Below are 21,899 nucleotides of genomic sequence, written 5' to 3'. Positions count from 1 at the left end.
GGGGCTTGACGCCGTGCGCCGTCAGGAAAAGGCCGTCGCAGCCGCCGCGAGGATCGCCGCCCAGGCACCCAGAAGCATCCACGGCCCGAAAGCGAGCCGGTTCGCGGCCCTCGCCCGTCGCGCGAGGAGGAGCACAGCGGCGAACAGGCCGCCGAACACGAATCCCGCGATCGCGCCACCGAGCACGGCATCCCACCCCAGGTACCCGAGGAACGCACCGATGAGGCCGGCCAGTTTGACGTCTCCTCCGCCCATCGCCCCGGACCGCAGCATCCGCAGCAGGAGATAGAACGCGAAGAGCACGATCGCGCCACCGGCGACCGAGAGGAGCCGAGCCGGATCGCCGCGCAGGAACGCGGCGCCGGTGAGCAGAACGGCCGCCACGGGATAGGCCGGGAGCACCAGCCGGTCGGGCAGGCGATGCGTGCGCAGGTCGACGACCGTCAGCACCGCGCTCAGCACGGCGAACGCACCGTAGGCGGCGACCTCTACGGCGAGCGCGAACGCCGCGCTCATACGCTGGCGATCTCGAGGACCACCGTGACCGGCGCACCCTCGCGAAGGTTCTCGGCGTCGCGGACGGCACGCTTGAGCGGCAGGACGTAACGCCCGTCGCCGCCGGGGAAGATCGACGTGCGCCAGCTCGACGCACCGACCGTGGCATGCACCCGCACCGCGCCGAAGCCCCGGCGGGAGGGGCCCTGCAGCTCCGCCACGTCGACGCTCAGCCCTTCCGGCATCGCGACGAAGTACCAGTCCGCGTCGGAGCGGGCCTCCCATCGGTACATCTCGTCGGTGAACTCGACGATCATGCGTTCACGTACACGGCGGTGCCCAGCGGCAGCTGCGCCAGTCTGTCGATCGCCTCCGGCCCGAGACGCAGGCACCCGTTCGAGATCGCCCCCGATCGGGCGTCGTGGTAGTGGAAGGCGGTCACGGCGACGGCTGCCCCGCCGAAGCCGTCGAGCGTCGGCGATTGCACACCGAGGTAGACCAGCGGGTGGCCGCGGGTGTAGCCGAACGACGGCTCGACGCGCACCATCATCACGAACGTGCGGCCGATCGGAGTCGGGGTCGACGCGGTTCCCGATCCGAAGTCGTCGGCGACGCGCTCCCTCGTGCCGTCGGCGTGCACGATGTCGATCGTGCGGCTCGTCAGCCCCACCTCGACCGTCGCGTCGGCCCGGGAGAACTCCACATCCTGGGTGCGGAGCCAGCCGCTCAGCTGCGCCGGATTGCCCGCCGAGGGCACCGCCTCGCGTCCGGTGAGCAGCACACGCACCCAGTGGTCCTGGCGTTCGACGACCGGGACCGTCGTGCCGTCGAACTGGTAGTCGCGGGGAAGGACAGCGACCGGTTCGGCGGTCGGGTCGGCGAACACCGGGATGCGATCGGTCACGGCTCGAACGGTGTCGCCCGTCATGGCCCCCCGGGGGTCGTGGTCGACGGGGAGTGCGGGGATCACGGCATAGACGTCGACCTGAGGGAGGGCGTCGAGCGGGTAGACCGCGGTGTTCGCGGTGAACCCCATCGGCGTCGGAGTCGGGGTCGGCGTCGGGCTGGGCGTGGGGGTGTACGTCGACGTGACGGCGGGGCTCGCGGCCACCGGAGCCTCTGCGGCCCGCGGTGCGAACATCCACCACGCGACCGCGCCGACGACCACCCCTGCGACGACGACGATGGCGGCCCCCCACCTCCATCGGTGCGAGCGCGGTGCGAGCGCGGGCGTGGCGGTCATCTCCTCATGCTCGACGGCGAGGTGCTCGTTGGCAAGTCGATCGCGGTTGTCGGCGCGGGACTATGTCGAGCGCTCGCCCGCGCCCGCGCCCACCGCGACCTCGTCGTGCGACGACGCGTGGGCCGGGGGTCGCTGCTCCTTCAGGGCAGCGGCGACGGCCGCCTGCACACGGGCGTCTTCGCTCTGCTTCCTGCGGCGGCGTGCACGGCGTCGCAGCACGACGATGACCACCACAGCCGCGCCGAGGAGCAGGACGAGGGCGACGAGACTCCACGGGATCGCCACCGTGCCCGAGCTCGTGACGAACATCGCGAGGTCGGGTCCGCTCTCCAACCCGGCGGGGAAAGCGGGGTCGATGGTGACGTCCGTTCCGAGCCACGCCAGGGGGAAGATCCCCTGGGCGGTGGCCGAGACCGTCCACGATTCGCCGGGGAGGATCTCGGGCACGTCGTCGACGCCCTCGATGTCCGAGCGGAAGAGTCCGAACGGTCCGTAGAGCGCGACCGACTGCTGGCCGGAGAGCCGCACGTTCCCGGTGTTGCGCACGGTGTAGTCGACGGTGGCCGTGCCGCCCGCGAACGGGTTCAGTGAGCCCGCGAACCCGACCGTGAGACCCTCGACGACGAGGCCGGGCTGCAGGGCGCCGTCCACGCGCAATTGCACGCGGATGCCGAGACGACGGTCGACGGTGATGCCGTCCTCCTGCGCCGGTTGGGCGAGCGAGGTGATGATGCCCCCCGCGTAGTCCCCGGGGGTCGCGTTCTCAGGAACGCTGATGGTGAACGGGATCTCGGCGGACGCCCCCGCCGGGATCTGCACGCGCTCCTGGCCGACACCGGTCCAGACGCCCACCTCGGACGACTCCTCGCCCCGTGTGAGGACATCGAGCTGCCCGCTCTGCGTGGTGAACCCGTCGGCGGCGTACAGATCGAGATCGAGCGGTTGATCGTCGTGGTTGGTCACCACGATCGCGTCGTCCACCGTGCCACCCGGACCGACGACGTAGGCGAAGTTGTCTCTCGCGCTTCCCTGCGCGTTCGTCGCCGTCCGCACGCCCCAGGTGACATCGGCGTCGGCGGACGGAGCTGGTGCCGCGGCCGCGGTGGCCACCCCGGCGGAGAGGACGGTCGCGGAGACGACGAGAGCTGCCAGCCCGAAACGGGCGAGGGCCGGGCGGAGCGAACGGGGTCGAGCGATCATGGGGCGGCTTTCGTGTGGCGGACGGAACGGAGGATCGGGGTGAGCGCCCGCAGACGCTCACCCCGACCCGGTGCGGGGATGCGGATCAGCTCAGCGCGGTGAGCGTGAGCGTCGCCTTGTACGTGCCATCGGTGACGTCGACGGGGATCTTCAGGGAGAGATCCGCGCCGATCTTGGCCGAACCACGCAGGTGCGCGGCCGGCCCGTAGCCGAGGGTGGACGAATCGGCCAGGCCGTTGCCGCTGTCGAAGCCGGAGGCGACGGGGGCACCGGCGATGGCGCCGGCGCCTTCCTCGATGACGCGCGGGGTCCAGCCCAGGTACTTGCCCGAGAACGACTCGTCGCCCGAGGTGAAGTCGCCGACCTGCGCCGAGACCGACCACTGCGGGCCGCCCCGCCGCGTGTCGGTGACGCGGATCGGGTTGATCGCGCCGCTGGCGGTGAACGAGTCGCCGCTGTCGACGGCGGTGCCCAGGTCGACGAGGCCGTTGGTGCCGTCGATGTTCCAGGAGAATTCGCCCGGCACACCCTCGGGGACCTCGACCTGCAGGGTCTGCGAGTTCGGGTCGGCGGCCTTCGCGAGCGTGACCTGGTCGACCACCGAGTTCACGGCCCGGTCGTCCTTCGCCTCGCTGCGGAGGGTCTTCACCGTGATGGCGCCGTCCTTGACCTCGACCGCGGTGTAGTTGCGCACCCTCTCCTGGTTCTGCACCGAGAGCCACCAGAACTCCGGCTTGTTCTGCAGGCTGTAGTACTTCGACCCGGACGCCGAGTTCGCCGTGACGTAGAGAACCCCGCCGGGGCCCGCGGTCACCGTGTCGGCTCCGGCCTGCTCCGCAGCATCCGCCTTCTCACCGTTGCGGATGAGGTAGCTGCGCGCGTAGCTGTGGTCGTGACCCTGGAGGACGAGGTCGATGCCCAGATCCGAGATCGCCGTCGGAAGAGCCAGACGACGGTCGTTGACGATGTCGTTGTCGGTCGCGTGCGGACCCGACGAGTAGATCGAGTGGTGGAAGGCGAGCACCTTCCATTTCGCGTTCGCGCCCTGCTCGGCCACGATGCGGTTCATCCAGGCGATGTGCGAGGCGTTGTCGCGGCTGTTCGAGTTGATGTTCATGAACAGCACGTCTTTGTAGATGAACCAGTAGTCACCGCCCGACGACGAGCTCGAACCGGCGCCCGCGGTGCGGTCGACGTTCGGCGTGTTGAAGTGCTGCTCGTACGCCTTCGAGCCGACGTCGTGGTTTCCGTTGGTAGCGACGAACGGGATGCTGCGGAGGGCGTCGGGCGTGAGGAACGCCGTGTAGTGCGACTCGTTTCCGGCGGACTCGACCTGGTCGCCCGACGAGAAGAGCATCTCGGCGTTCGGGTAGGCCGCCGTCGCGACGTTCAGCGTGTCCTGCCAGCCGGCGGTGTCGCTCGGGATGTTGCCCGAGGATCCGATCTGGGGGTCGCCCAGGAACAGGAAGTCGAAGTCGCCCGAGAGCGCCTGCGTGCGGAAGGAGTACGTCGCCGACCAGGCGCCGGCGGTGCCGACGCGGTAGGAGTACACGGTGTTCGCCGTGAGGCCGGAGATGGTCGCGAAGCGGTTGAACTCACCGCTCGTCGTGGCGCCGCCGGTGGCGTCGACCTTCACGGACGACGAGGGGAAGGTGCCGCCGACGACGTCGGACGACGGCGCGAACTCGACCACCTGAGCGACGTCGGTCGAGGAGTACCACGAGAGGTTGCGCTGGGTCTCGTCCGACCCGATCCCGAGCACGATGTCGCTGAGGGTGGGAGCACCGGCGACCTTGGAGACGGGGACGAGCGACTTCAGGTTCAGGTACAGGTCGCTGGAGGTGGCGCGGTCCTGGTAGAGCGCGATCGCGATGGTGTTCGTGCCCGTCTGCAGTGCGGCCGACGGGACCGTGAACGTCGAGGTGACGGGGTCGCCGCCGCTGTTGCCGGCGTAGGTGAGGTTCTTCTCGGCGTCGGGCGCCGCGATCACGCGGTCATCCACGAAGCCGGCGACCTTCGAGCCGTTGACGAAGATCTGCACGGCGTCGTCGTAGACGACCTCGCCGGTGAGGCCCGAGATCGCCGAGAGCGTCGCCGCGTCGACGGTGAAGCTGGAGCGGAAGTGCTCGGTCGGAACGTCGACCTTCGACGAGGCCGTCGGGTCGATGTACTGGTTCAGAACGGTCTTCACGGGGAAGTTCGCGCCCAGGTTCGGTGTCGCGGAGCCGCTCTTGGCACCGAAGGCGCCCGTGCCGCTCTTCCACGCGGTGTCGTCGTAGCCGGCCTTGGTCCAGACGAGTCGGTCGGCGTTGCCGGCGGCCGGATCGGTGTTGTTGTCGGAGTACTTCCACGTGGCGGTGGCGTCGAGCACTGTGGCCGGAAGATCCGCCGCCGTGGCCGACATCGCCGTGAAGGCGAAGGAACCCGCGATGACGGAGGCGGCACCGAGCGTGGCGACAGCCGCGCGCAAGGTGTGCCGACCCGAGGGGGTCCGAGGAGTGGTTCTCAGCATCTGAGTGTCTGTCTTTCGATCTCGGGTGACGACGAGACGCCCGGCGGGCGCGCGTCAAGCGTGTTTTCGGGGGGTGTCCGGCCGGTGAATGGAAGCGCCGCAATGGGTGACTCGGTCGACAAGCTTGAGTGTTATCAACCAAATCGCGGACTCACCCGACGCCGAGCAGTCGCTGCACGAACCACACCAGCGAGATGGCGGCGACAGCCGCCGCGAGCACGACACCGAGCCACAGCGCCAGGCGGGGACGCCGCCGGCGCAGCAGCATCAGCAGGGGGAAGACGATCGCGATGATCGTCAGCTGCACGGCTTCGATCCCGACGTTGAAGACGAGGAGGGATGCCAGCAGCGTCCACGACCAGGGCTCGTCGATGCCGAGCGCCCCGGCGAAGCCGAGTCCGTGGATGAGGCCGAACGCGAACACCACGATGAGACGGAGGAGTGCGGGGCGGGTCAGCCCCAGGAATCCGCGCTTCTCCTCGAGATCGAGCGATGGTTCGCTGCGCCGGCGCCAGGCGCCCCACAGATACCACCCCGCGACCACCGCGATCGACAGCGCGATGACCGGCTCGACGATCGACGCCGGCAGGTCGACCACACCGAGGGCCGCCAGGAGGAAGGTCAGGGAGTGTGCCACGGTGAACGACGTCGCCGCGAGCACGACTTCGCGCAGCCGCCAGGATCCGACGATGAGCACGAGCAGGAACAGGATGTGGTCGATCCCACCGAGCAGGTGCTCCGCCCCGAGGAGGAAGAACTCGCCCAGGCGCTCCCAGAACGGCTGATCGCTCGACCACGAGGTGTGGGCGGAGTCGAGCACGACACTGCCCTCACCCTCCCCGAAGTCGTAGGAGACGATCGTCTTCGCGTCGGTGACGTATCCCTCATCGTCGGGAAAGAGCGTGCTGTGCATCTCGTACCCGCCATCGCCGACCTCGCAGTCGTACGAGACCACGAACGTCGCATACGGCACCTCGTCGCGGATGTGGGCCGAGGGCTCCTGCACGAGGCGCGAGGCGCACGCGGCACCCGATGCCGCCACACCGAAATGGTCGTCGATGTAGGCGAGCACCGTGTCGGAGTGGGCCCGGAGGGCGGTCGCCTCGTCGCCCGTCTCGAACAGGCCCATGCCCTCCTGGAAGAAGTCGTCGTCGTTCTCGTTCTCGGCCGCCGAGACGACCAGCAGGTCGTACTCGAGGTCGAGCTCCGCGACCACCGTGCCATCGCCCGAAGCGGTGAGGTCGACGTACGCCGTCGAGGTGAAGCCGTGGGCGGATGCGGCGGACGCCGAAGCGACGACGCCGATACCGACGACGGCGAGCGCGATCGCCACGCGGTGGATGAGCCTGTGCACTGCGGAACTCCTTCGGGAACTCCGGAACTCTCCCCCGCGTTCGTGAACGGCGGACCATCCGCGGCGGAACCGCGGGCGAACGGATCGTGGTGCACCGGAGGGAGATGTTGGCCGTGCGTTCACCCGGGCGGACCGGGTCCGACACGGTCGCGCCCGCGCCGGTTGTCATGCTCGCCTCCCGGAGGTACGACGTGACTCGAAGAACTGCCGCGATCGTCGCGGCCACGATGTGCGCGGCGATCCTCGTCGGATGCGCGGCCGGGATCGACGGCGACGACGATCACCGCGGCGCGTTCCTCGGGGGCATCGCGACACCGACGCCGGAGGCCACCATCACCCCGAGCCCTGACTCGTGGGTGCACGCACCGACCGAGCGGGGCTATCGGATCGTGGTCATCTCCGCCGATGACGATCCGCCCACGACCACGGTGTTAGCGGCGGTCGATGCGTGGGCCGACGAGCACGACGCCGACGTCACGGTCCTGGCCGCAGCCGACGACGACCAGGTCGAGGAACGCATCGACGAAGCGGTCGCGGCTGCACCCGACCTCGTCATCGGCGCGGGTGCGGGCGTGGTCGACGTGTTCGCCCTCCTTGCTCCCCAGCACCTCGCGCAGCAGTTCCTGGTGCTGGGCGCACAGCTGCCGGAACCGACCGAGAACAGCACCGCCGTCATCTGGAAGGGCGCGAGCTTCCGCGGCTCCGGCATCAGCACCGCCGACGACACCGATCCCTCGTCGGTCACCCCCGAGAGGGCGGCCGATGCGATCGCCGCCGGACTGGCCAGCATCCGGTGGGGGCTCACCGGAATCGTCGTGTCCCTGCCCTGACCGGGCTGCGCCGGGGCGTCAGACGTCGTCGGAGACCCGGATGAGCACCTTGCCCGTCGCGCCCGCCTCGACCGCGTCGTGAGCGGCCGCCGTCTCGGCGAGGGGGAACCACAGGAGCGGGAGCCCCGCTCCCTCCCCGACCGGAAGCGCTCCGTCTTCGAGCGCACGGGCGATGTCGTCCGCCGCCGCCGAGAGCGCGTGATCGCCGACCGTGTACAGGAGCAGTCCCTGCAGGCGCACGTTCTTCGCGAAGGAGGAGCGGATGGGCCCGCCGAACTGGTCGCCGCCGTTGTCGGCGTAGTAGGCGATAGACCCGTGGTTGGCGACGACCTCGAGGTCGAGACCGAGGTTGGTCGCGAGCGAGACCTCGACGATGTGGTCGACACCGTCGGGAACGATCTTCCCGACCTCGGTCGCGACGTCCTGCGTGCGGTAGTCGATGATGTGGTGCGCGCCGGCCGTCCGTGCGAGGGCCGCCTTCTCGGGCGAGCTGATCGTCGTGAGCACCGTCGCCCCGGCCCATACGGCGAGCTGGATCGCGGCGTGACCGACAGCACCCGCGCCGCCGGCGACGAGCACGGTGCGCCCCTCGAGCGCTCCCGGGCCCAGACGCGCGGGGCCGGATTCGTGCACGGTGAGTGCGCGGTGCGCCGTCATCGCCGGAACGCCGAGGCTCGCGGCGACGTCGAAGCCGATGTCGTCGGGGAGACGTACGGCGCGCATCGCCGGAACCACCGCGTACTCCTGGGCCGTCCCACCCGGCTGGCCGTGCTGCGCGAGGTAGATCCAGACACGGTCGCCCACCGAGAGGTCGTCGACGCCCTCGCCGACGGCATCCACCGTTCCCGCGCCGTCCTGGTTCGGCACGATCTCCGCGAACTCCATCGGACGGTCGGCCGCGCGGGCCTTCCAGTCGGTCGGGTTCACGCCCGAGACGGCGATCTTCACCCTCACCTCGCCACGACCCGGCTTCGGAATCGGACGCTCCGCGACCGAGAGGACGGATGAGGGGCCACGGTGGGAGTACACGATCGAGGTCATGTCGATTCCAACCCGCGGCCGCCCGAGGTCATTCCGCCGCGTCGCCCGACCGTCGCGTCGATGGCCACCGCCGCGACGACGGCGAGCGGGTACACCACGAGATCGCGCGCGTCGAACCCGGTACCGAACACCAGCGCGATCGGCGGGAACGCGGCGGCGAGCGCGACGGGAACACCGGTGAGCTGGAAGAGTTCGACCGCGACGCACCAGACGACGGCGAGCGCACCGAGCGCGGCCCGCCGTCCCGACGCGAAGAGCATGACCAGGCCCGTGTAGACGGCGACGGCGTAGAGCGCGTCTCCGGCGACGTCGGTTGCCGCCGCGCTCGGTGCCACCCGGTGCACGACGAGACCCGCGGCCACGATGACGACCAGCGCGATCGCGGCGGCGACCCGCCGACGACCGACGGTGCGCGGGGACGGGGTCATACGGATCACCGTAACCGCCGGAGCGCGGCTCACCCCGGCGGGACGGTTTCGGCCCGCGCGCTGCGCCGTCCAGCGCAGCATCCACTCCACACACCGTCGCTGCGATCCGCACCCGACAGCCGCGCGGGAATGTGGATTCGAGCTGAAACGTGTCGATCGGATGCTGCGGAGGCCACCGGGGTCTCGTCTCGAACGGCTTCGACACCCTAGGCTCCGGAACATGTCACGACGTGGGTGGGCTTCTCGGATGCCGGTCATCGGTGCGATCGCTTCGGCCCTGCGGGACCTGGTGCACCATTCGCCGGGCGGTGTGCCCGCGCCGACCGTTCCGGTGACGCCCAATCCGCGGTGGTCGGGCTCGACGAAGCCCGCACCAGTGCCTCGGGAAGACGTCGTCCTCCGCCTCCCCGACGACATGTATCGCCACGATGGTGCCCCCACCGAGTGGTGGTGGCACACCGGCACGCTGCGCGCCGGCGACCGGGTCTTCGGATTCGAGATCAACGCCGCATCGTTCACCGGGCAGCACTTCGCGATGACCCAGGTGTCGCTGAGCGACGTCTCCGCCGCGCGGCACTACGAGCGCACGCAGGTGTACGGGCCTGCTCCTTTCGGCGTCTTCGACGTGCGCCACTGGGCCGAGGGAGATCCGGCGAAGACCTGGTTCGCGCGTCTGGGCGACCCGGGCTGGCTCGTCGGAGGCTTCAGCGTGACATCGGGAGGATCGGGCTACACCTCGGCGCCCACGGTGTCGATCGACGGGGACGGATCGGGGGCGAGCGGGATCGCCGTGCTCGACGACCACGGCGGAGTCACTCAGATCGTGCTACTCCAGCCGGGAGCGGGCTACACCGAGACGCCCGCCGTGACACTCACGGGAGGCGGCGGGAGCGGGGCGACGGCGGTCGCCGTCCGCAACTCCGTCACGATGACGGCACCCCAGAGCGACCCGACGAAAGACATCGCCGTGCACTCCGTGCTGGTCGACCAGGAGACGCTCGACGAGGTGGTCTTCGATCTCGTGTTCTCGCAGCAGGGGCGTCCGTTCTTCGTGTGGGGCACCGGAATCGAGCCGAGCGCCACCGAGCAGAGTCTCGAGAAGGACAACTACTACTTCTCCTACACGCGCCTCGACGCCTCCGGCACCATCACCGTCGCCGGGCAGGAGTACGCGGTCACCGGCACGACCTGGATGGATCACGAGTACGGGTTCTTCGGGGGCGGCACGTCCGATACGCGCGTGCGATGGCTTCTGCAGGACATGCAGCTCTCCAACGGATACACGATCTCGAACGCCGGGATGATCGGCGAGGGCTACAAGCCCGAGATCGGGGTGCCGGTCGACGCATTCGCCACCCTGCAGGACGCGGACGGCGAGCTGTACTACGTCTCGAGCACCGTCACCGCCGTCGGTGAGCTCTGGACGAGCCCGCGCACCGGCAACGCGTATGCCCGGCAGTTCCGGGTCGAGATCCCCTCGTTCCAGGCCGACATCACCGTCACGACGCGACTGGAAGACCAGGAGTTCTCGGTCGGCGGCGCCCCGATCTACGAGGGCACGGCCGAGCCGGCGGGCACATTCCTGGGCGACGACGTGTCGGGCGACGCCTGGATCGAGCAGGCGTACTGACCCGCAGCTCACGCTCGACCGTGGTCCGAGGGCTCGCACGCGCTACCGTGGAGTAATGACAGCATCCGAGTCCGACACGTCCGCAACATCCGACGTGGTCGTCGAGCAGCAGTCCTTCTCCGACCTGGGACTCGACGCTTCGGTGCTCAAGGCGTTGAAAGACGTCGGCTACGAGACCCCGTCGGCCATTCAGGCGGCGACCATCCCGCCCCTCCTCGCGGGCCGCGACGTGATCGGCATGGCGCAGACGGGCACCGGAAAGACGGCCGCGTTCGCGCTGCCGATCCTCTCGCAGCTCGACGCGTCGCAGCAGAAGCCGCAAGCGCTCGTGCTCGCCCCCACCCGCGAACTCGCGCTGCAGGTGTGCGAGGCGTTCGAGCGCTACGCATCGCACCTGCGCGGCGTGAACGTGCTGCCGATCTACGGCGGACAGGGCTACGGCACGCAGCTGTCAGCGCTGCGCCGCGGCGTGCACGTCGTCGTCGGCACCCCCGGCCGCATCATGGACCACCTCGTCAAGGGCACCCTCGACCTGTCGGAGCTGAAGTTCCTCGTGCTCGACGAAGCAGACGAGATGCTCAAGATGGGCTTCGCCGAAGACGTCGAGACGATCCTCGCCGACACCCCCGCCGACAAGCAGGTGGCGCTGTTCTCCGCCACCATGCCCGCCCAGATCCGCCGGATCTCGCAGCAGTATCTGCGCGATCCGCAGGAGATCACGGTCAAGAACAAGACCGCGACCTCGTCGAACATCACCCAGCGCTACCTGAACGTCTCCTACCCCCAGAAGGTCGACGCGCTCACCCGCATCCTCGAGGTCGAGAACTTCGAGGGCATGATCGTGTTCGTCCGCACGAAGAACGAGACCGAGACGCTCGCCGAGAAACTCCGCGCCCGCGGCTACACGGCCTCCGCGATCAGCGGCGACGTCGCCCAGGCGCAGCGCGAGAAGACGGTCAATCAGCTCAAGTCGGGAAAGCTCGACATCCTCGTCGCGACCGACGTCGCCGCGCGCGGCCTCGACGTCGACCGCATCAGCCACGTCGTCAACTTCGACCTGCCGATCGACACCGAGTCGTACGTGCACCGCATCGGCCGCACCGGCCGTGCCGGACGCACCGGCGACGCGATCAGCTTCGTCACGCCGCGAGAGCGACGGATGCTGGCGAACATCGAGCGCGCGACCCGGCAGCCCCTCACCCAGATGCAGCTGCCGAGCGTCGAGGACGTGAACGCGACCCGACTGACCCGCTTCGACGAGGCGATCACCGCTGCGCTCGAGCAGACGGCGCGCATCGACCGTTTCCGCGACATCATCGCGCACTACGTCGAGCACCACGACGTGCCCGAGGCCGACGTCGCCGCCGCGCTGGCCGTGGTCTCGCAGGGCGAGACGCCCCTTCTCCTCGACCCCGCGCAGGAGCGCACCGAGCGGTTCGACCGCGACGACCGCACGCGCACTCCCCGCAACGATCGCGACGACGAGGGCCGCCCCGAGCGGCGCGGACGTCCGTCGCAGGCGAACCTGGTCATGTACCGGCTCGCGGTGGGCAAGCGCCACAAGGTCGAGCCGCGCCAGATCGTCGGCGCCCTCGCGAACGAGGGGGGCCTTCGGCGCGAGGACTTCGGAAAGATCGACATCCGTCCCGACTTCTCGCTCGTCGAGCTGCCGGCAGACCTCCCCGACGACGCGCTGAACCGCCTGAGCGGCACCCGCATCGGCGGCAAGCTCATCGAGATGCGCGTCGACCGCGGCGGTCCCGGCGGACGCCCCGACCGCAAGCCCCGCTACTGACATCCGAGCCGCCGACAGGTCGGAGGCGAAGGTGGCGGGCGCACGCCGCACTCGATCGACCCGTATTCAGGATGAAGCCGCGCGCGGGTGCGATCGCTCGCGGATTTCCGGGCCCCGCGTGCGGTCCGTGTGCAATCATCCTGAGTTCGGTCTGAGCCTCGACCATCGGGGCGTTCGGTCGAAGCGCCGCTGTTTCCCGGGTGAGGATCGCCAGCTCGTCATCTCCTACCGTCCTGTCGCTGCTGTCCACACCGCATAGGGTGGCTCGATGTCCGAATATGAGCACGCGGCACCCGACGCCTTCGTTCGCGTACGCGGAGCCGGCGAGAACAACCTTCGCAACGTCGACGTCGATGTCCCCCGCGACACCATCGTCGCCTTCACCGGCGTATCGGGGTCGGGAAAGTCGTCACTCGCGTTCGGCACCATCTTCACCGAGGCCCAGCGCCGCTATCTCGAATCCGTCGCGCCCTACGCGCGCCGGCTCATCCAGCAGGGCCACAACCCGCACGTCGAATCCATCACGGGGCTCCCACCGGCCGTGGCGCTGCAGCAGCGACGCGGCGCCCCCAGCTCGCGGTCGAGTGTCGGAACCGTCACCACGCTCTCGAACTCACTGCGGATGCTCTTCTCACGCGCTGGGACGTTCCCCGAGGGCTTCGACACCCGACTCGACTCGGATGCCTTCTCGCCCAACACCGCCGCGGGAGCGTGCCCCGAGTGCCACGGTGTCGGCGTCGCGCACACCGTCACCGAAGAGACGCTCGTACCCGACACCTCGCTGAGCATCCGCGACGGCGCCATCGCCGCGTGGCCCGGTGCCTGGCAGGCGAAGAACCTGCGCGACATCACGATCGCCCTGGGGTACGACGTCGACCGCCCCTGGCGCGACCTCGACCCCGCCGACCGCGACTGGCTCCTCTTCACCGACGAACAGCCCGTCGTGGAGATCACCCCGCAGCGCGACCGCGTCGCCAAGCCCTACAAGGGCATGTTCTGGAGCGCGAGGAAGTACGTCTTCCACACTCTCGCCGATTCGAAGAGCGCCACGATGCGCGAGCGCGTTCTCCGGTTCGTCCGCACGGGCGTCTGCCCGTTGTGCGGGGGCTCGGGACTGCGGCGCGAGGCACTCGCCGTCACGTTCGCGGGCCGCACGATCGCCGAACTGAACGCGCTGCCGATGAGCGAGCTCGCCGAGGTGCTGCGCCCCACGACGATGCTCGAGGATGCGGGGCAGGCCCTGCCCACGTCGTCCTCCGGCGAGCGCACCGACGTTGCCGTGGCGCTGACCACCGACCTGCTCTCCCGCATCCAGGTACTCACCGATCTCGGTCTCGGCTACCTCGGACTCGGCCGTGTGACCACCACGCTCTCTCCGGGCGAGATGCAGCGCCTGCGCCTCGCGACCCAGCTGCGCTCGGGTCTGTTCGGGGTGGTCTATGTACTCGACGAACCGTCGGCCGGCCTTCACCCGGCCGACGCCGAACCCCTGCTCGACGTGCTCGAGCAGCTCGTGTCTTCCGGTAACTCGGTCTTCGTCGTCGAGCACAACATGGACGTCGTGCGCGGCGCGAACTGGATCGTCGACGTCGGACCGGGAGCCGGCGAAGGGGGCGGCGACGTGCTCTACAGCGGGCCCGTCGAGGGTCTCGCCGACGTGACGGAGTCGGCGACGCGTCCGTTCCTCTTCCCCGATCTCGCCGAGCACCCCGCTGAGGCGCACGAGGTGCGGTCCCCCACGAGCTGGTTGACGCTGGAGGGCGCATCGCTCCACAACCTCGCAGATGTCGACACGACCATCCCGCTGGGGACGCTGGTCGCGGTCACCGGTGTCTCCGGATCCGGGAAGTCGACGCTCGTCGGCCGGGTGCTGCGGGACGTGGTGAACGGACATCTTCGAGGCAGTGATGAGGGCGACGAGGATGACGAGGGAACCGAGACGACGGGCGGGGGCGAGCCCACGGAGGCGACCCTGCCCTCCCCGTCCGTCGATGCCCTCGCCGTTCGCCGTGTGACGGGCCTCGAGAACATCGACCGGCTCGTGCGCGTGGACCAGAAGCCGATCGGACGCACGCCGCGCTCGAACCTGGCGACCTACACGGGCCTGTTCGACGCCGTGCGATCGGTGTTCGCCGCGACCACCCTGGCCCGGGAGCGGGGGTACACCGCCGGGCGGTTCTCGTTCAACGTCGCCGGCGGACGCTGCGAGACGTGCCTCGGCGAGGGCTACGTGTCGGTGGAGCTGCTGTTCCTCCCCGGAAGCTACGGGCGGTGCCCGACCTGCGGCGGCTCGCGCTACAACGCCGAGACGCTCGAGGTGACGTACGACGGCAAGAACATCGCCGACGTCCTCGCGCTCACCGTGGAGCAGGCGGCGGAGTTCCTCGACGCCGTGCCCGCAGCATCCCGGAGTCTGCGCACCCTGCGCGAGGTGGGTCTGGGATACCTGCGGCTCGGGCAGCCGGCGACCGAGCTGTCGGGCGGCGAGGCGCAGCGCATCAAACTCGCGACCGAGCTGCAGCGCACCCGCCGGGGTCATACGCTCTACCTGCTCGATGAGCCGACGACGGGCCTGCATCCCGCCGACGTCCGGCTGCTGCTGACGCAGCTGCACGGGCTGGTCGACGCGGGCAACACCGTCGTCGTCGTCGAGCACGACATGGACGTCGTCGCCGCGGCCGACTGGGTCATCGACCTGGGGCCGGCGGGAGGAGACGCGGGCGGACGCATCATCGCCGAGGGCACGCCGTCTGCCGTGGCGAGCGACCCCGCCAGCCGGACGGCCCCGTACCTCGCGCGACGTCTCGCCGGCTCTTAGGCCGTCACTGCTCCTCGTGGGTGTCGGGGTCGCCGCCGAAGAGCCGTCCGTCGGGCCGGCCCAGCGCGGTGATGGCCGCCATCTCAGCGTCGTCGAGCTCGAAACCGAAGACGTCGAGGTTCTCGGCCTGTCGTGACGGCGTCGCACTCTTCGGGATGGGGACGCTGCCGAGCTGCACGTGCCAGCGCAGGATGACCTGCGCGGGGGTCACCTGGTGCGCCGAGGCCGCAGCCACGACCGGTGCTTCTTCATAGGGGGCGTTGCCCTTCCCGAGTGGACTCCACGCCTCCGTGACGATTCCGAGACGCGCGTTGACCGCCCGCTGCTGCACCTGCGGGAAGTACGGGTGCATCTCGATCTGGTTCACGGCCGGAGTCACCCCGGTCGCCTCGATGACGTCGGTGAGGTGCTGCTCGGTGAAGTTGCTCACACCGATCGACCGCACCAGACCCAGCTCGCGCGCGCGCACGAGGTTCTCCCACGAGCGCACGTACTCCCCCACGCTGGGGTTGGGCCAGTGGATCAGGTAAAGGTCGAGGTACTCCAGCCCCAGACGCCAGAGCGACTCGCGAACGGCGGCCACCGTCGGCTCGCCCTGGTGACGCCCCGGGAGCTTCGAGGTGACGAACAGCTCGTCGCGCGCGAGCCCGGAGCGGCGGATGCCCTCTCCGACCGCCCCCTCGTTGTCGTAGTTGAAGGCGGTATCGAGCGACCGGTAGCCGGTGCGGATGGCGGAGGCGACGGCGTCGGCACCGTCTTCTCCGCGCATCGGGTACGTGCCGAACCCGAGAGCGGGGATCTGGTGGCCGTCGTTCAGGGCGATGGAGGGCGCGAGCTGGGTCATGCGTTCCACGGTACGCCCGGTTCGTTCGCCGAACTCGCCGAGTGCCGCAGCGGCGGCCAGTCCCTTTACGATGGCTTCGCGCCGCCCGCAGAGAGACCGGAGGGAAACACGTGCACGCACGTCCTCCCGTTCGCCGGTCGACAGCCCGGCCAGCACCGGCGCGGCGCGGCGCGAAGAGGCCCACCGCTTCCGGCGCTCGGCGAGCGCGGGCACGGCGCGCGAAGCACCGACGCACCCGACGCACCTGGCTGATCACCTCCGGCATCACCCTGCCGCTTCTTCTCGGCGCCGCTGTCATCTGGGGTGGCGGCTACGCTCTGACCTCTCTGTCGGCAGCCTGGGACGATGCGCTCAGCTCGCCCGCGTTCGGCACCGACCGCGCGGCATCACCCGAGCCCGTGATTCCCGCCGCACCTGGGATCGCCGGGTACGGGGTGGCGCAACTCGGCAACGCCTGCACGATCCTGACCGCGGGGCGCGACCTCGGCTTCGACAGCCGCGACCAGACGATCGCCGTGATGACCGCAATGGGCGAGTCGTCTCTGCGCAACATCGACTATGGCGACTGGGAGACGAGTGGAGTCACGAACCCTGACGGGTCGCGGACGACATCGATCGGGCTGTTCCAGCAGCAAGACACCTGGGGCACGCGCGAGGCGCGCCTCGATCCGTACACCGCGGCGACCATGTTCTACCGGGCCATGGCTGCGCGTGTCCCCGACCGCGCCGCCCTCGAGCCCACGATCGTCGCGCACACCACGCAGGTCAACGCCGATCCGTCTCACTACGCACGCTACTGGGACGCCGCCGTCCGTGCCGTCGCCGCGGTGTCGGGCGCACCGATCGGCGACGATCGCGCAGACGGCATTCCGAGCTGCCCGGCCGCCTGAAGCCTCGTCCAGGACGACGAGACGCGCGCCGACCGCGCCCCCGCGACCGGCTCACGGGTCACGGGTCACGGGTCACGGGTCACGGGTCACGGGTCACGGGTCACGGACCAGCCTCTCTGCGAGCCCGGCCCGCCTCCTCCGCCCGCGTCCGCCGCACCCACGAGCCCGTACTCAGGATGAACGCGGGTCGGGACCCGGCTGCCCGCGTGTTTTCGCGGGCCACCGGCCGGTCGCGCGCATTCATCCTGAGTTCGGTCGAGAAGGGTGTGCGCAGGCGCTGATCGGGCGCCGGCCCGTCAGGCGATGAGTGTCGCCACGAGGTTGATGGTCGCGGCGAGCACCACGACCCCGAGCACGAACGAGAGCAGCGCGTGCCGCAGCGCCTCACGGCGGATGGCGCTGCTCGTCAGGTTCGTGTCCGACACCTGGTAGGTCATGCCGAGGGTGAAGGCGAGGTAGGCGAAGTCGCGGTACTGCGGGGGCTCGGTCTGATTGAAGTCAACGCCCGAGCCCGCGTCGCGGTAGTAGATCGCGGCGTATCGCAGCGTGAAGAGCACGTGCACCAGACACCACGAAGCGGCGACCGTGAGCAGCGCGATGGCCACGAGTGCGAACTTCTGAGGGCCTGTCACCGAGCCCGACTCGTACAGCACGAGCGCAATCGCCCCGAAGCTGGCGAGGCTCGACAGCAGCAGCAGGCCCTGGGCCGTCGCTCTCGTGGGGTCTTCGCGGGTCGCGTGGCTGGCCGTGTCGGCGGGCCCGAGGCGCAGCACCGTGACCCACTCCCACGAGATGAAGGTGACGGATGCGGCGGTCCACCCGACCGCGGGCGCGTACGCCCACGATCCGGCCGCGCTCACGACGACGGTGACCACGACGAGAACGAGGAGCATCACCCCGACGCGCACCCCGGACCGGTGCCAGGCGTCGTCGAAGTCTCGGGTCTGATCGCTCACGCGACTCCTCCCTTCTCCGCGGCGCAACGGGCGTGGCGTCATCCGCACCCTAGCGCGCACCGGACCCGGCCCCGCCTCCTCCGCCCGTGTCCGCCGCACCCACGAGCCCGTACTCAGGATGAACGCGGGTCGGGACCCGGCTGCCCGCGTGTTTTCGCGGGCCGCCGGCCGGTCGCGCGCATTCATCCTGAGTTCGGTCGAGAAGGGTGTCCGCAGCATCCAGGGCGCAGCATCCAGGGCGCAGCATCCGAGGCGCAGCATCCAGTGCGCAGCATCCAGGGCGCAGCATCCAGGGCGCAGCATCCAGGGCGCAGCATCCGAGGCGCAGCATCCGGGGCGACCGGGTCAGCGCCGACGGCGGGCAGCCATCGCGGCCTCGAGCAGGTCGGCGAGCACGGTGCCGCGCGAGCCGGCTTCCTCCGGATGCCACTGGACGCACCAGAGGGGAGCATCTTCGTGCTCGATCGCCTCGATCGTGCCGTCGGCGGCATGGGCGACGACGCGCAGCCCCTCGCCCGGCCGGTTCACCGCCTGATGGTGAGAGCTGCGAACCTCGAGCTCGGTCGCACCCAGCACACGCGCCAAGACGCTGTCGGCATCGAGGTCGACGCGGTGGTCGATCATGCTGTCGGCAGGATCGGCGGCGTTCGAGTGCCCGCCGCCGTGCAGGTGCTGCACGAGGTCTCCCCCGAGCGCGACGTTCACCAGCTGCATCCCCCGGCAGATGCCGACGAGCGGCACCCGGGTCTCGACGGCTCGCTGCACGACGGCGATCTGCGACCGGTCGGCATCGGGGAAGGTCTGACCGAGGTGAGGCTCATCCGCACGACCCCCGTAGAACGACGGGTCGACGTCCTCCCCGCCGGTGACGATCGCGGCGTCCGCCGCATCCAGCCGCCGGACCATCTCATCGACCGAGGTCTGGGCCGCCGGCACGCGGTCGACGGCGAAGCCGACCGCGTCTGCCGCGGCGATCACGCCCGCGGTGAGTTTCTGCAGCCGACCCTCGAAGGCGGGGTCGACGCGACCCCCATCACCGACGTCGACGACGAGGAGGACAGGACGGGGCGGACTCGTTCGGGCGTTCGCATCGGGCACGTCGACATTGTCACAGACCGGATGCCGGCGAGCCGCCCCGCTGTACGAGGATGGACGTATGCCTGTCCCCCATCGTCCGGGCCTCCGGGTCGCGGAGGGTGTCACGATTCCCGAAGCCGAGCTGTCGTGGCGGTTCTCGCGGTCGTCGGGGCCCGGCGGACAGGGCGTCAACACGGCCGACTCCCGGGTCGAGCTCTCGTGGGACGCCGCCGGCTCGAGCGCTCTGTCGACCGTTCAGCGCGATCGACTGCTCGAACGACTGGGCGGTCGTCTGGTCGACGGAGTGCTCACGATCGCCGCATCCGAACATCGCGCGCAGATTCGCAATCGGGATGCTGCGCGCGAACGCCTCGCCGAGATCGTCGCCGACGCCCTGCGTCCGCCGGCTCCGGCCCGGCGTGCGACGAAGCCGAGCCGCGGTGCGAAGGAGCGGCGACTCAAGGCCAAACAGCGGCGGACCGACGTGAAGCAGATGCGTCGGCGACCGATCGACTGACTCGCGCCCCACCCGGGTCAGCGGTCGACGACGCTCCCCTCGGTCACGCGGGTTCGCCGTCACGGCTCGCCGAGACGATCAGCGCCGCACGGCTGCACACCCGTCGCGTCACGGGGATGGGCGAGGACTCTCGCGGCCTCCTCGGCGACCGATCACGAACCAGAGGAGGGGGCCGAGCAACGGGAACGCGAGGATCACGAGAACCCACACCGCCTTCTCCAGTCCCGACGCCGCACGGTTGCGCGCAATGCTGACCGCGGCCAGCACGAAGGGAATCAGAAAGACGACCGAGAGGATCATCAGGTGCCATCCGGTGAGTCCGCTGAACATCCTTCGAGACTGCCAGCGCTGGCCACGTCTGGCAACCGCAGCGCCGTGCGGCTTCCACGGTGGGGCCCGGGCGGTCGCCCACCGATGGCTCGAGACGCATCGACGATCGGGGGACTTTCGTCCCCCGATCGCGAGCCTCCCGCCCGTAGCGTCGAGCCACGGACACGGAGCCTGGAGGGTGATTCCGATGGAGGCCATCGTTCTGGGAGTGGACGGCACCCGCGCATCCGCATCTGCGACGCAGTGGGTCGCCGAGCGGTGCGCGCGCGAGCCGTCTCGGGTGCGGGTCGTGAACGTCATCAGCAACCTGACAGCCGACCGCCACGCGTCGCTGGACCTGCTCGAGAGCGCCGAACGCGTCCTGCGCGACAGGGTCCCCGGTCAAGCCGTCGAGCTGCTCCGAGCCGACGGTGCCGTCACTCGCGCGCTCACGAGACTGAGCGCCGGTGCCGACCTCCTCGTGATCGGCGTCGACCCCGATCATCCCGTGCGGGCAGCCATCGGAGGGTGGGTTCCGGTGCGCATCGTCGCGCACGCGACCGTTCCGGTCTGCGTCGTCCCGGCCGGGTGGACGCAGACCGACGGCGACGTCGCGGTCGGTCTCGCAGACGACACTTCGTCTGACGCCGCCCTCGACCTCGCCGCGCGCGAGGCGTCGGCGATGAAGAAGAAGGTGCACGTCGTGCACGCTTGGGGCTCCCCGGCGTGGTGGTGGAGTCCTCCGTGATCGAGGAGAGACCCGACCGCGTCGTCGAGGAACATCGAGCGCTTCTGGATGCTGCGGTCCGGTCATTGCAACGACGATTCAGCGACGTCGACATCGAGAGCGACGTCGTACGCTCCTCCCCCCTGAACGCACTGCTCGGCCACGCGGAGCGGGCGGCCCTGATCGTCATCGGCACGCACCACCAGGGCGTTCTCGCCGGAGGGCTGACCGGGGCCGTCGCCCAAGATCTGCTGTGGCGGGCCCGCTGCCCCGTGCTCATCGTTCCCGAGCAGGCGTCGACCACGGATCGGCCCGACGCCTGACTCACGTCCTGGTGCGCGCCCAGCTCCTCGCCTCAGGGAGCCGCGGGGGGAACCACGCAGATCGGGTCGCCCAATTCCCCCACCAGGTCCCACGCGACCGACCCGAGAAGCCATCCCGTGAGCAGTCCCCGTCGATGCGTGCCGATCACGACGAGCGAGCTGCGCGAGGCCTGCGAGGTGAGGGCTGCTGCCGGGTTGTCCCGCACGAGCGTGGCTTCGACCACGAGCCCGGGGTGCTCCCGCGTCATCGCGGTGACGGCTTCGTCGAGGATCGCCCGGTGGGCGGCGTGCGCTTCTCGCGCGGCAGACCCTATTCCGGCCGGCGTGGATGGCAGAGGGGAGGCCATCAACCAGGAATGGGCGATCCGCAGGGGTTGTCCCTGCGCGAGCGCTTCGACGGCCGCGAACCGCAGCGCGGCGTCGGAGGAACCGTCCGCCGCCAGCCCCACCGTCACCGGCGCGACGCGCGGCGCCCATCCCGCCGGGACGAGCACGACGGGGACCGCGGAGAGGGCGGTCAGCCGCAGCGCAACCGCGCCGGCGAACACCGAGCGCGCGCGGGCGTTCGTGTGCATGCCCACCACGAGCAGCTCCGCGCCCTGGGCCGAGCGCGACAGCGTGCCCGGCATCCGTCCGTCGACGATGTCGATGTCGACCGCAGCATCCGGTACCCGCGCCCGCAACCGCTCCGATGCCTCCTCCGCGAAACGCGCGATCACCGGTCTCTCCGCGTGGAACATGTTCGCCACGACGACCAGCACAACGCCCGCCGGACGCGTCGATACCCGTTCGGCCACCCAATCGAGTGCCGAGTCGGCGGCGGCGCTGCCGTCGTAGCCGAGAACGATGTGCCCCATGCTGAAACCCCCCGCTTGTCACTGCGACGGTAGGCCGTGCGCGGGGTGAGGAG

Annotated in this window: 21 protein-coding genes; 8 read left to right on the top strand and 13 right to left on the bottom strand. The window is 70.1% G+C overall.

Features of this window, described 5'->3' with window-relative positions; translation table 11 throughout:
• Positions 1–21 precede the first annotated feature (21 nt).
• From DEA06_RS15500 to DEA06_RS15475, 6 genes are all read right to left on the bottom strand, one after another.
• Positions 22–516, bottom strand: a complete 495-nt coding sequence (locus tag DEA06_RS15500; protein ID WP_116648911.1) for an A24 family peptidase — start codon at positions 514–516, stop codon at positions 22–24.
• On the bottom strand, positions 513–812 hold the full coding sequence (locus DEA06_RS15495) for a DUF1905 domain-containing protein (protein ID WP_116648910.1): 300 nt from the start codon (positions 810–812) through the stop codon (positions 513–515). Before DEA06_RS15495 ends, DEA06_RS15500 begins: the two co-directional genes overlap by 4 nt.
• On the bottom strand, positions 809–1,738 hold the full coding sequence (locus DEA06_RS15490) for a L,D-transpeptidase (protein ID WP_116648909.1): 930 nt from the start codon (positions 1,736–1,738) through the stop codon (positions 809–811). The genes DEA06_RS15495 and DEA06_RS15490 overlap by 4 nt, the downstream gene beginning before the upstream one ends.
• Before the next feature lie 60 nt (positions 1,739–1,798).
• Positions 1,799–2,938, bottom strand: coding sequence for a DUF916 domain-containing protein (locus tag DEA06_RS15485; RefSeq protein WP_116648908.1), 1,140 nt, complete (start codon positions 2,936–2,938; stop codon positions 1,799–1,801).
• Positions 2,939–3,023: 85 nt separating this feature from the next.
• Positions 3,024–5,450, bottom strand: coding sequence for a fibronectin type III domain-containing protein (locus DEA06_RS15480; RefSeq protein ID WP_116648907.1), 2,427 nt, complete (start codon positions 5,448–5,450; stop codon positions 3,024–3,026).
• A gap of 151 nt (positions 5,451–5,601) precedes the next feature.
• A complete protein-coding gene (locus DEA06_RS15475) occupies positions 5,602–6,804 on the bottom strand; it encodes a HupE/UreJ family protein (protein ID WP_116648906.1) in 1,203 nt (400 codons plus the stop codon).
• Between the two features lie 191 nt (positions 6,805–6,995).
• On the opposite strand from DEA06_RS15475, the gene DEA06_RS15470 reads away from it, so the two are divergent.
• Complete coding sequence (locus DEA06_RS15470; protein WP_133241802.1) at positions 6,996–7,634, top strand: BMP family ABC transporter substrate-binding protein; 639 nt, start codon at positions 6,996–6,998, stop codon at positions 7,632–7,634.
• An 18-nt stretch (positions 7,635–7,652) separates the two neighbouring features.
• Here the strand turns inward: DEA06_RS15470 and DEA06_RS15465 are convergent, their stop codons facing one another.
• Both DEA06_RS15465 and DEA06_RS15460 read right to left on the bottom strand, forming a co-directional pair.
• Positions 7,653–8,675 carry an NADPH:quinone reductase gene (locus tag DEA06_RS15465; RefSeq protein ID WP_116648904.1) on the bottom strand — a complete coding sequence of 341 codons (1,023 nt, stop codon included), beginning with the start codon at positions 8,673–8,675 and terminating at the stop codon, positions 7,653–7,655.
• Positions 8,672–9,103, bottom strand: coding sequence for a DUF2809 domain-containing protein (locus DEA06_RS15460; RefSeq protein ID WP_116648903.1), 432 nt, complete (start codon positions 9,101–9,103; stop codon positions 8,672–8,674). The genes DEA06_RS15465 and DEA06_RS15460 overlap by 4 nt, the downstream gene beginning before the upstream one ends.
• Positions 9,104–9,323: 220 nt before the next feature.
• On the opposite strand from DEA06_RS15460, the gene DEA06_RS15455 reads away from it, so the two are divergent.
• From DEA06_RS15455 to DEA06_RS15445, 3 genes are all read left to right on the top strand, one after another.
• A complete protein-coding gene (locus DEA06_RS15455) occupies positions 9,324–10,733 on the top strand; it encodes a carotenoid 1,2-hydratase (RefSeq protein WP_165818050.1) in 1,410 nt (469 codons plus the stop codon).
• Between the two features lie 55 nt (positions 10,734–10,788).
• Positions 10,789–12,528, top strand: a complete 1,740-nt coding sequence (locus tag DEA06_RS15450) for a DEAD/DEAH box helicase (RefSeq protein WP_116648901.1) — start codon at positions 10,789–10,791, stop codon at positions 12,526–12,528.
• A gap of 268 nt (positions 12,529–12,796) precedes the next feature.
• Positions 12,797–15,346, top strand: a complete 2,550-nt coding sequence (locus DEA06_RS15445; protein ID WP_116648900.1) for an excinuclease ABC subunit UvrA — start codon at positions 12,797–12,799, stop codon at positions 15,344–15,346.
• Positions 15,347–15,350: 4 nt separating this feature from the next.
• Here DEA06_RS15445 and DEA06_RS15440 read toward each other — a convergent pair whose 3' ends face one another.
• On the bottom strand, positions 15,351–16,190 hold the full coding sequence (locus tag DEA06_RS15440) for an aldo/keto reductase (RefSeq protein WP_116648899.1): 840 nt from the start codon (positions 16,188–16,190) through the stop codon (positions 15,351–15,353).
• A gap of 110 nt (positions 16,191–16,300) precedes the next feature.
• Between DEA06_RS15440 and DEA06_RS16865 the strand changes: the two genes are divergently transcribed.
• Positions 16,301–17,080, top strand: coding sequence for a peptidase M23 (locus DEA06_RS16865; RefSeq protein ID WP_240606984.1), 780 nt, complete (start codon positions 16,301–16,303; stop codon positions 17,078–17,080).
• A gap of 296 nt (positions 17,081–17,376) precedes the next feature.
• Here the strand turns inward: DEA06_RS16865 and DEA06_RS15430 are convergent, their stop codons facing one another.
• Both DEA06_RS15430 and DEA06_RS15420 read right to left on the bottom strand, forming a co-directional pair.
• Positions 17,377–18,036, bottom strand: coding sequence for a DUF1345 domain-containing protein (locus DEA06_RS15430; protein ID WP_240606983.1), 660 nt, complete (start codon positions 18,034–18,036; stop codon positions 17,377–17,379).
• A 345-nt stretch (positions 18,037–18,381) separates the two neighbouring features.
• The gene (locus tag DEA06_RS15420; RefSeq protein WP_165818049.1) at positions 18,382–19,134 is read right to left on the bottom strand and encodes a gamma-glutamyl-gamma-aminobutyrate hydrolase family protein; all 753 of its coding nucleotides are present in this window, start codon (positions 19,132–19,134) and stop codon (positions 18,382–18,384) included.
• Positions 19,135–19,192: 58 nt separating this feature from the next.
• Between DEA06_RS15420 and arfB the strand changes: the two genes are divergently transcribed.
• A complete protein-coding gene (gene arfB, locus DEA06_RS15415) occupies positions 19,193–19,630 on the top strand; it encodes an alternative ribosome rescue aminoacyl-tRNA hydrolase ArfB (protein WP_116648922.1) in 438 nt (145 codons plus the stop codon).
• 108 nt (positions 19,631–19,738) lie between these two features.
• Here the strand turns inward: arfB and DEA06_RS15410 are convergent, their stop codons facing one another.
• Positions 19,739–19,960, bottom strand: coding sequence for a PLD nuclease N-terminal domain-containing protein (locus tag DEA06_RS15410; RefSeq protein ID WP_116648921.1), 222 nt, complete (start codon positions 19,958–19,960; stop codon positions 19,739–19,741).
• 187 nt (positions 19,961–20,147) lie between these two features.
• Here DEA06_RS15410 and DEA06_RS15405 point away from each other — a divergent pair, with 187 nt between their 5' ends.
• Entirely contained in the window at positions 20,148–20,687 is a 540-nt protein-coding gene (locus DEA06_RS15405; RefSeq protein WP_165818048.1) for a universal stress protein, read from the top strand.
• Positions 20,684–20,989, top strand: a complete 306-nt coding sequence (locus tag DEA06_RS15400) for a universal stress protein (protein WP_165818047.1) — start codon at positions 20,684–20,686, stop codon at positions 20,987–20,989. The genes DEA06_RS15405 and DEA06_RS15400 overlap by 4 nt, the downstream gene beginning before the upstream one ends.
• A 32-nt stretch (positions 20,990–21,021) precedes the next feature.
• On the opposite strand, the gene DEA06_RS15395 is transcribed toward DEA06_RS15400, so the two are convergent.
• The gene (locus DEA06_RS15395) at positions 21,022–21,846 is read right to left on the bottom strand and encodes a universal stress protein (RefSeq protein WP_116648895.1); all 825 of its coding nucleotides are present in this window, start codon (positions 21,844–21,846) and stop codon (positions 21,022–21,024) included.
• Between the last annotated feature and the right edge of the window lie 53 nt (positions 21,847–21,899).

It is taken from the genome of Microbacterium sp. Gd 4-13, from assembly GCF_003095395.1.
Taxonomy (GTDB): Bacteria; Actinomycetota; Actinomycetes; order Actinomycetales; family Microbacteriaceae; genus Microbacterium.
The sequence above is the reverse complement of the archived record's forward strand: the minus strand, read 5'-3'. Positions and strand labels throughout refer to the sequence as shown.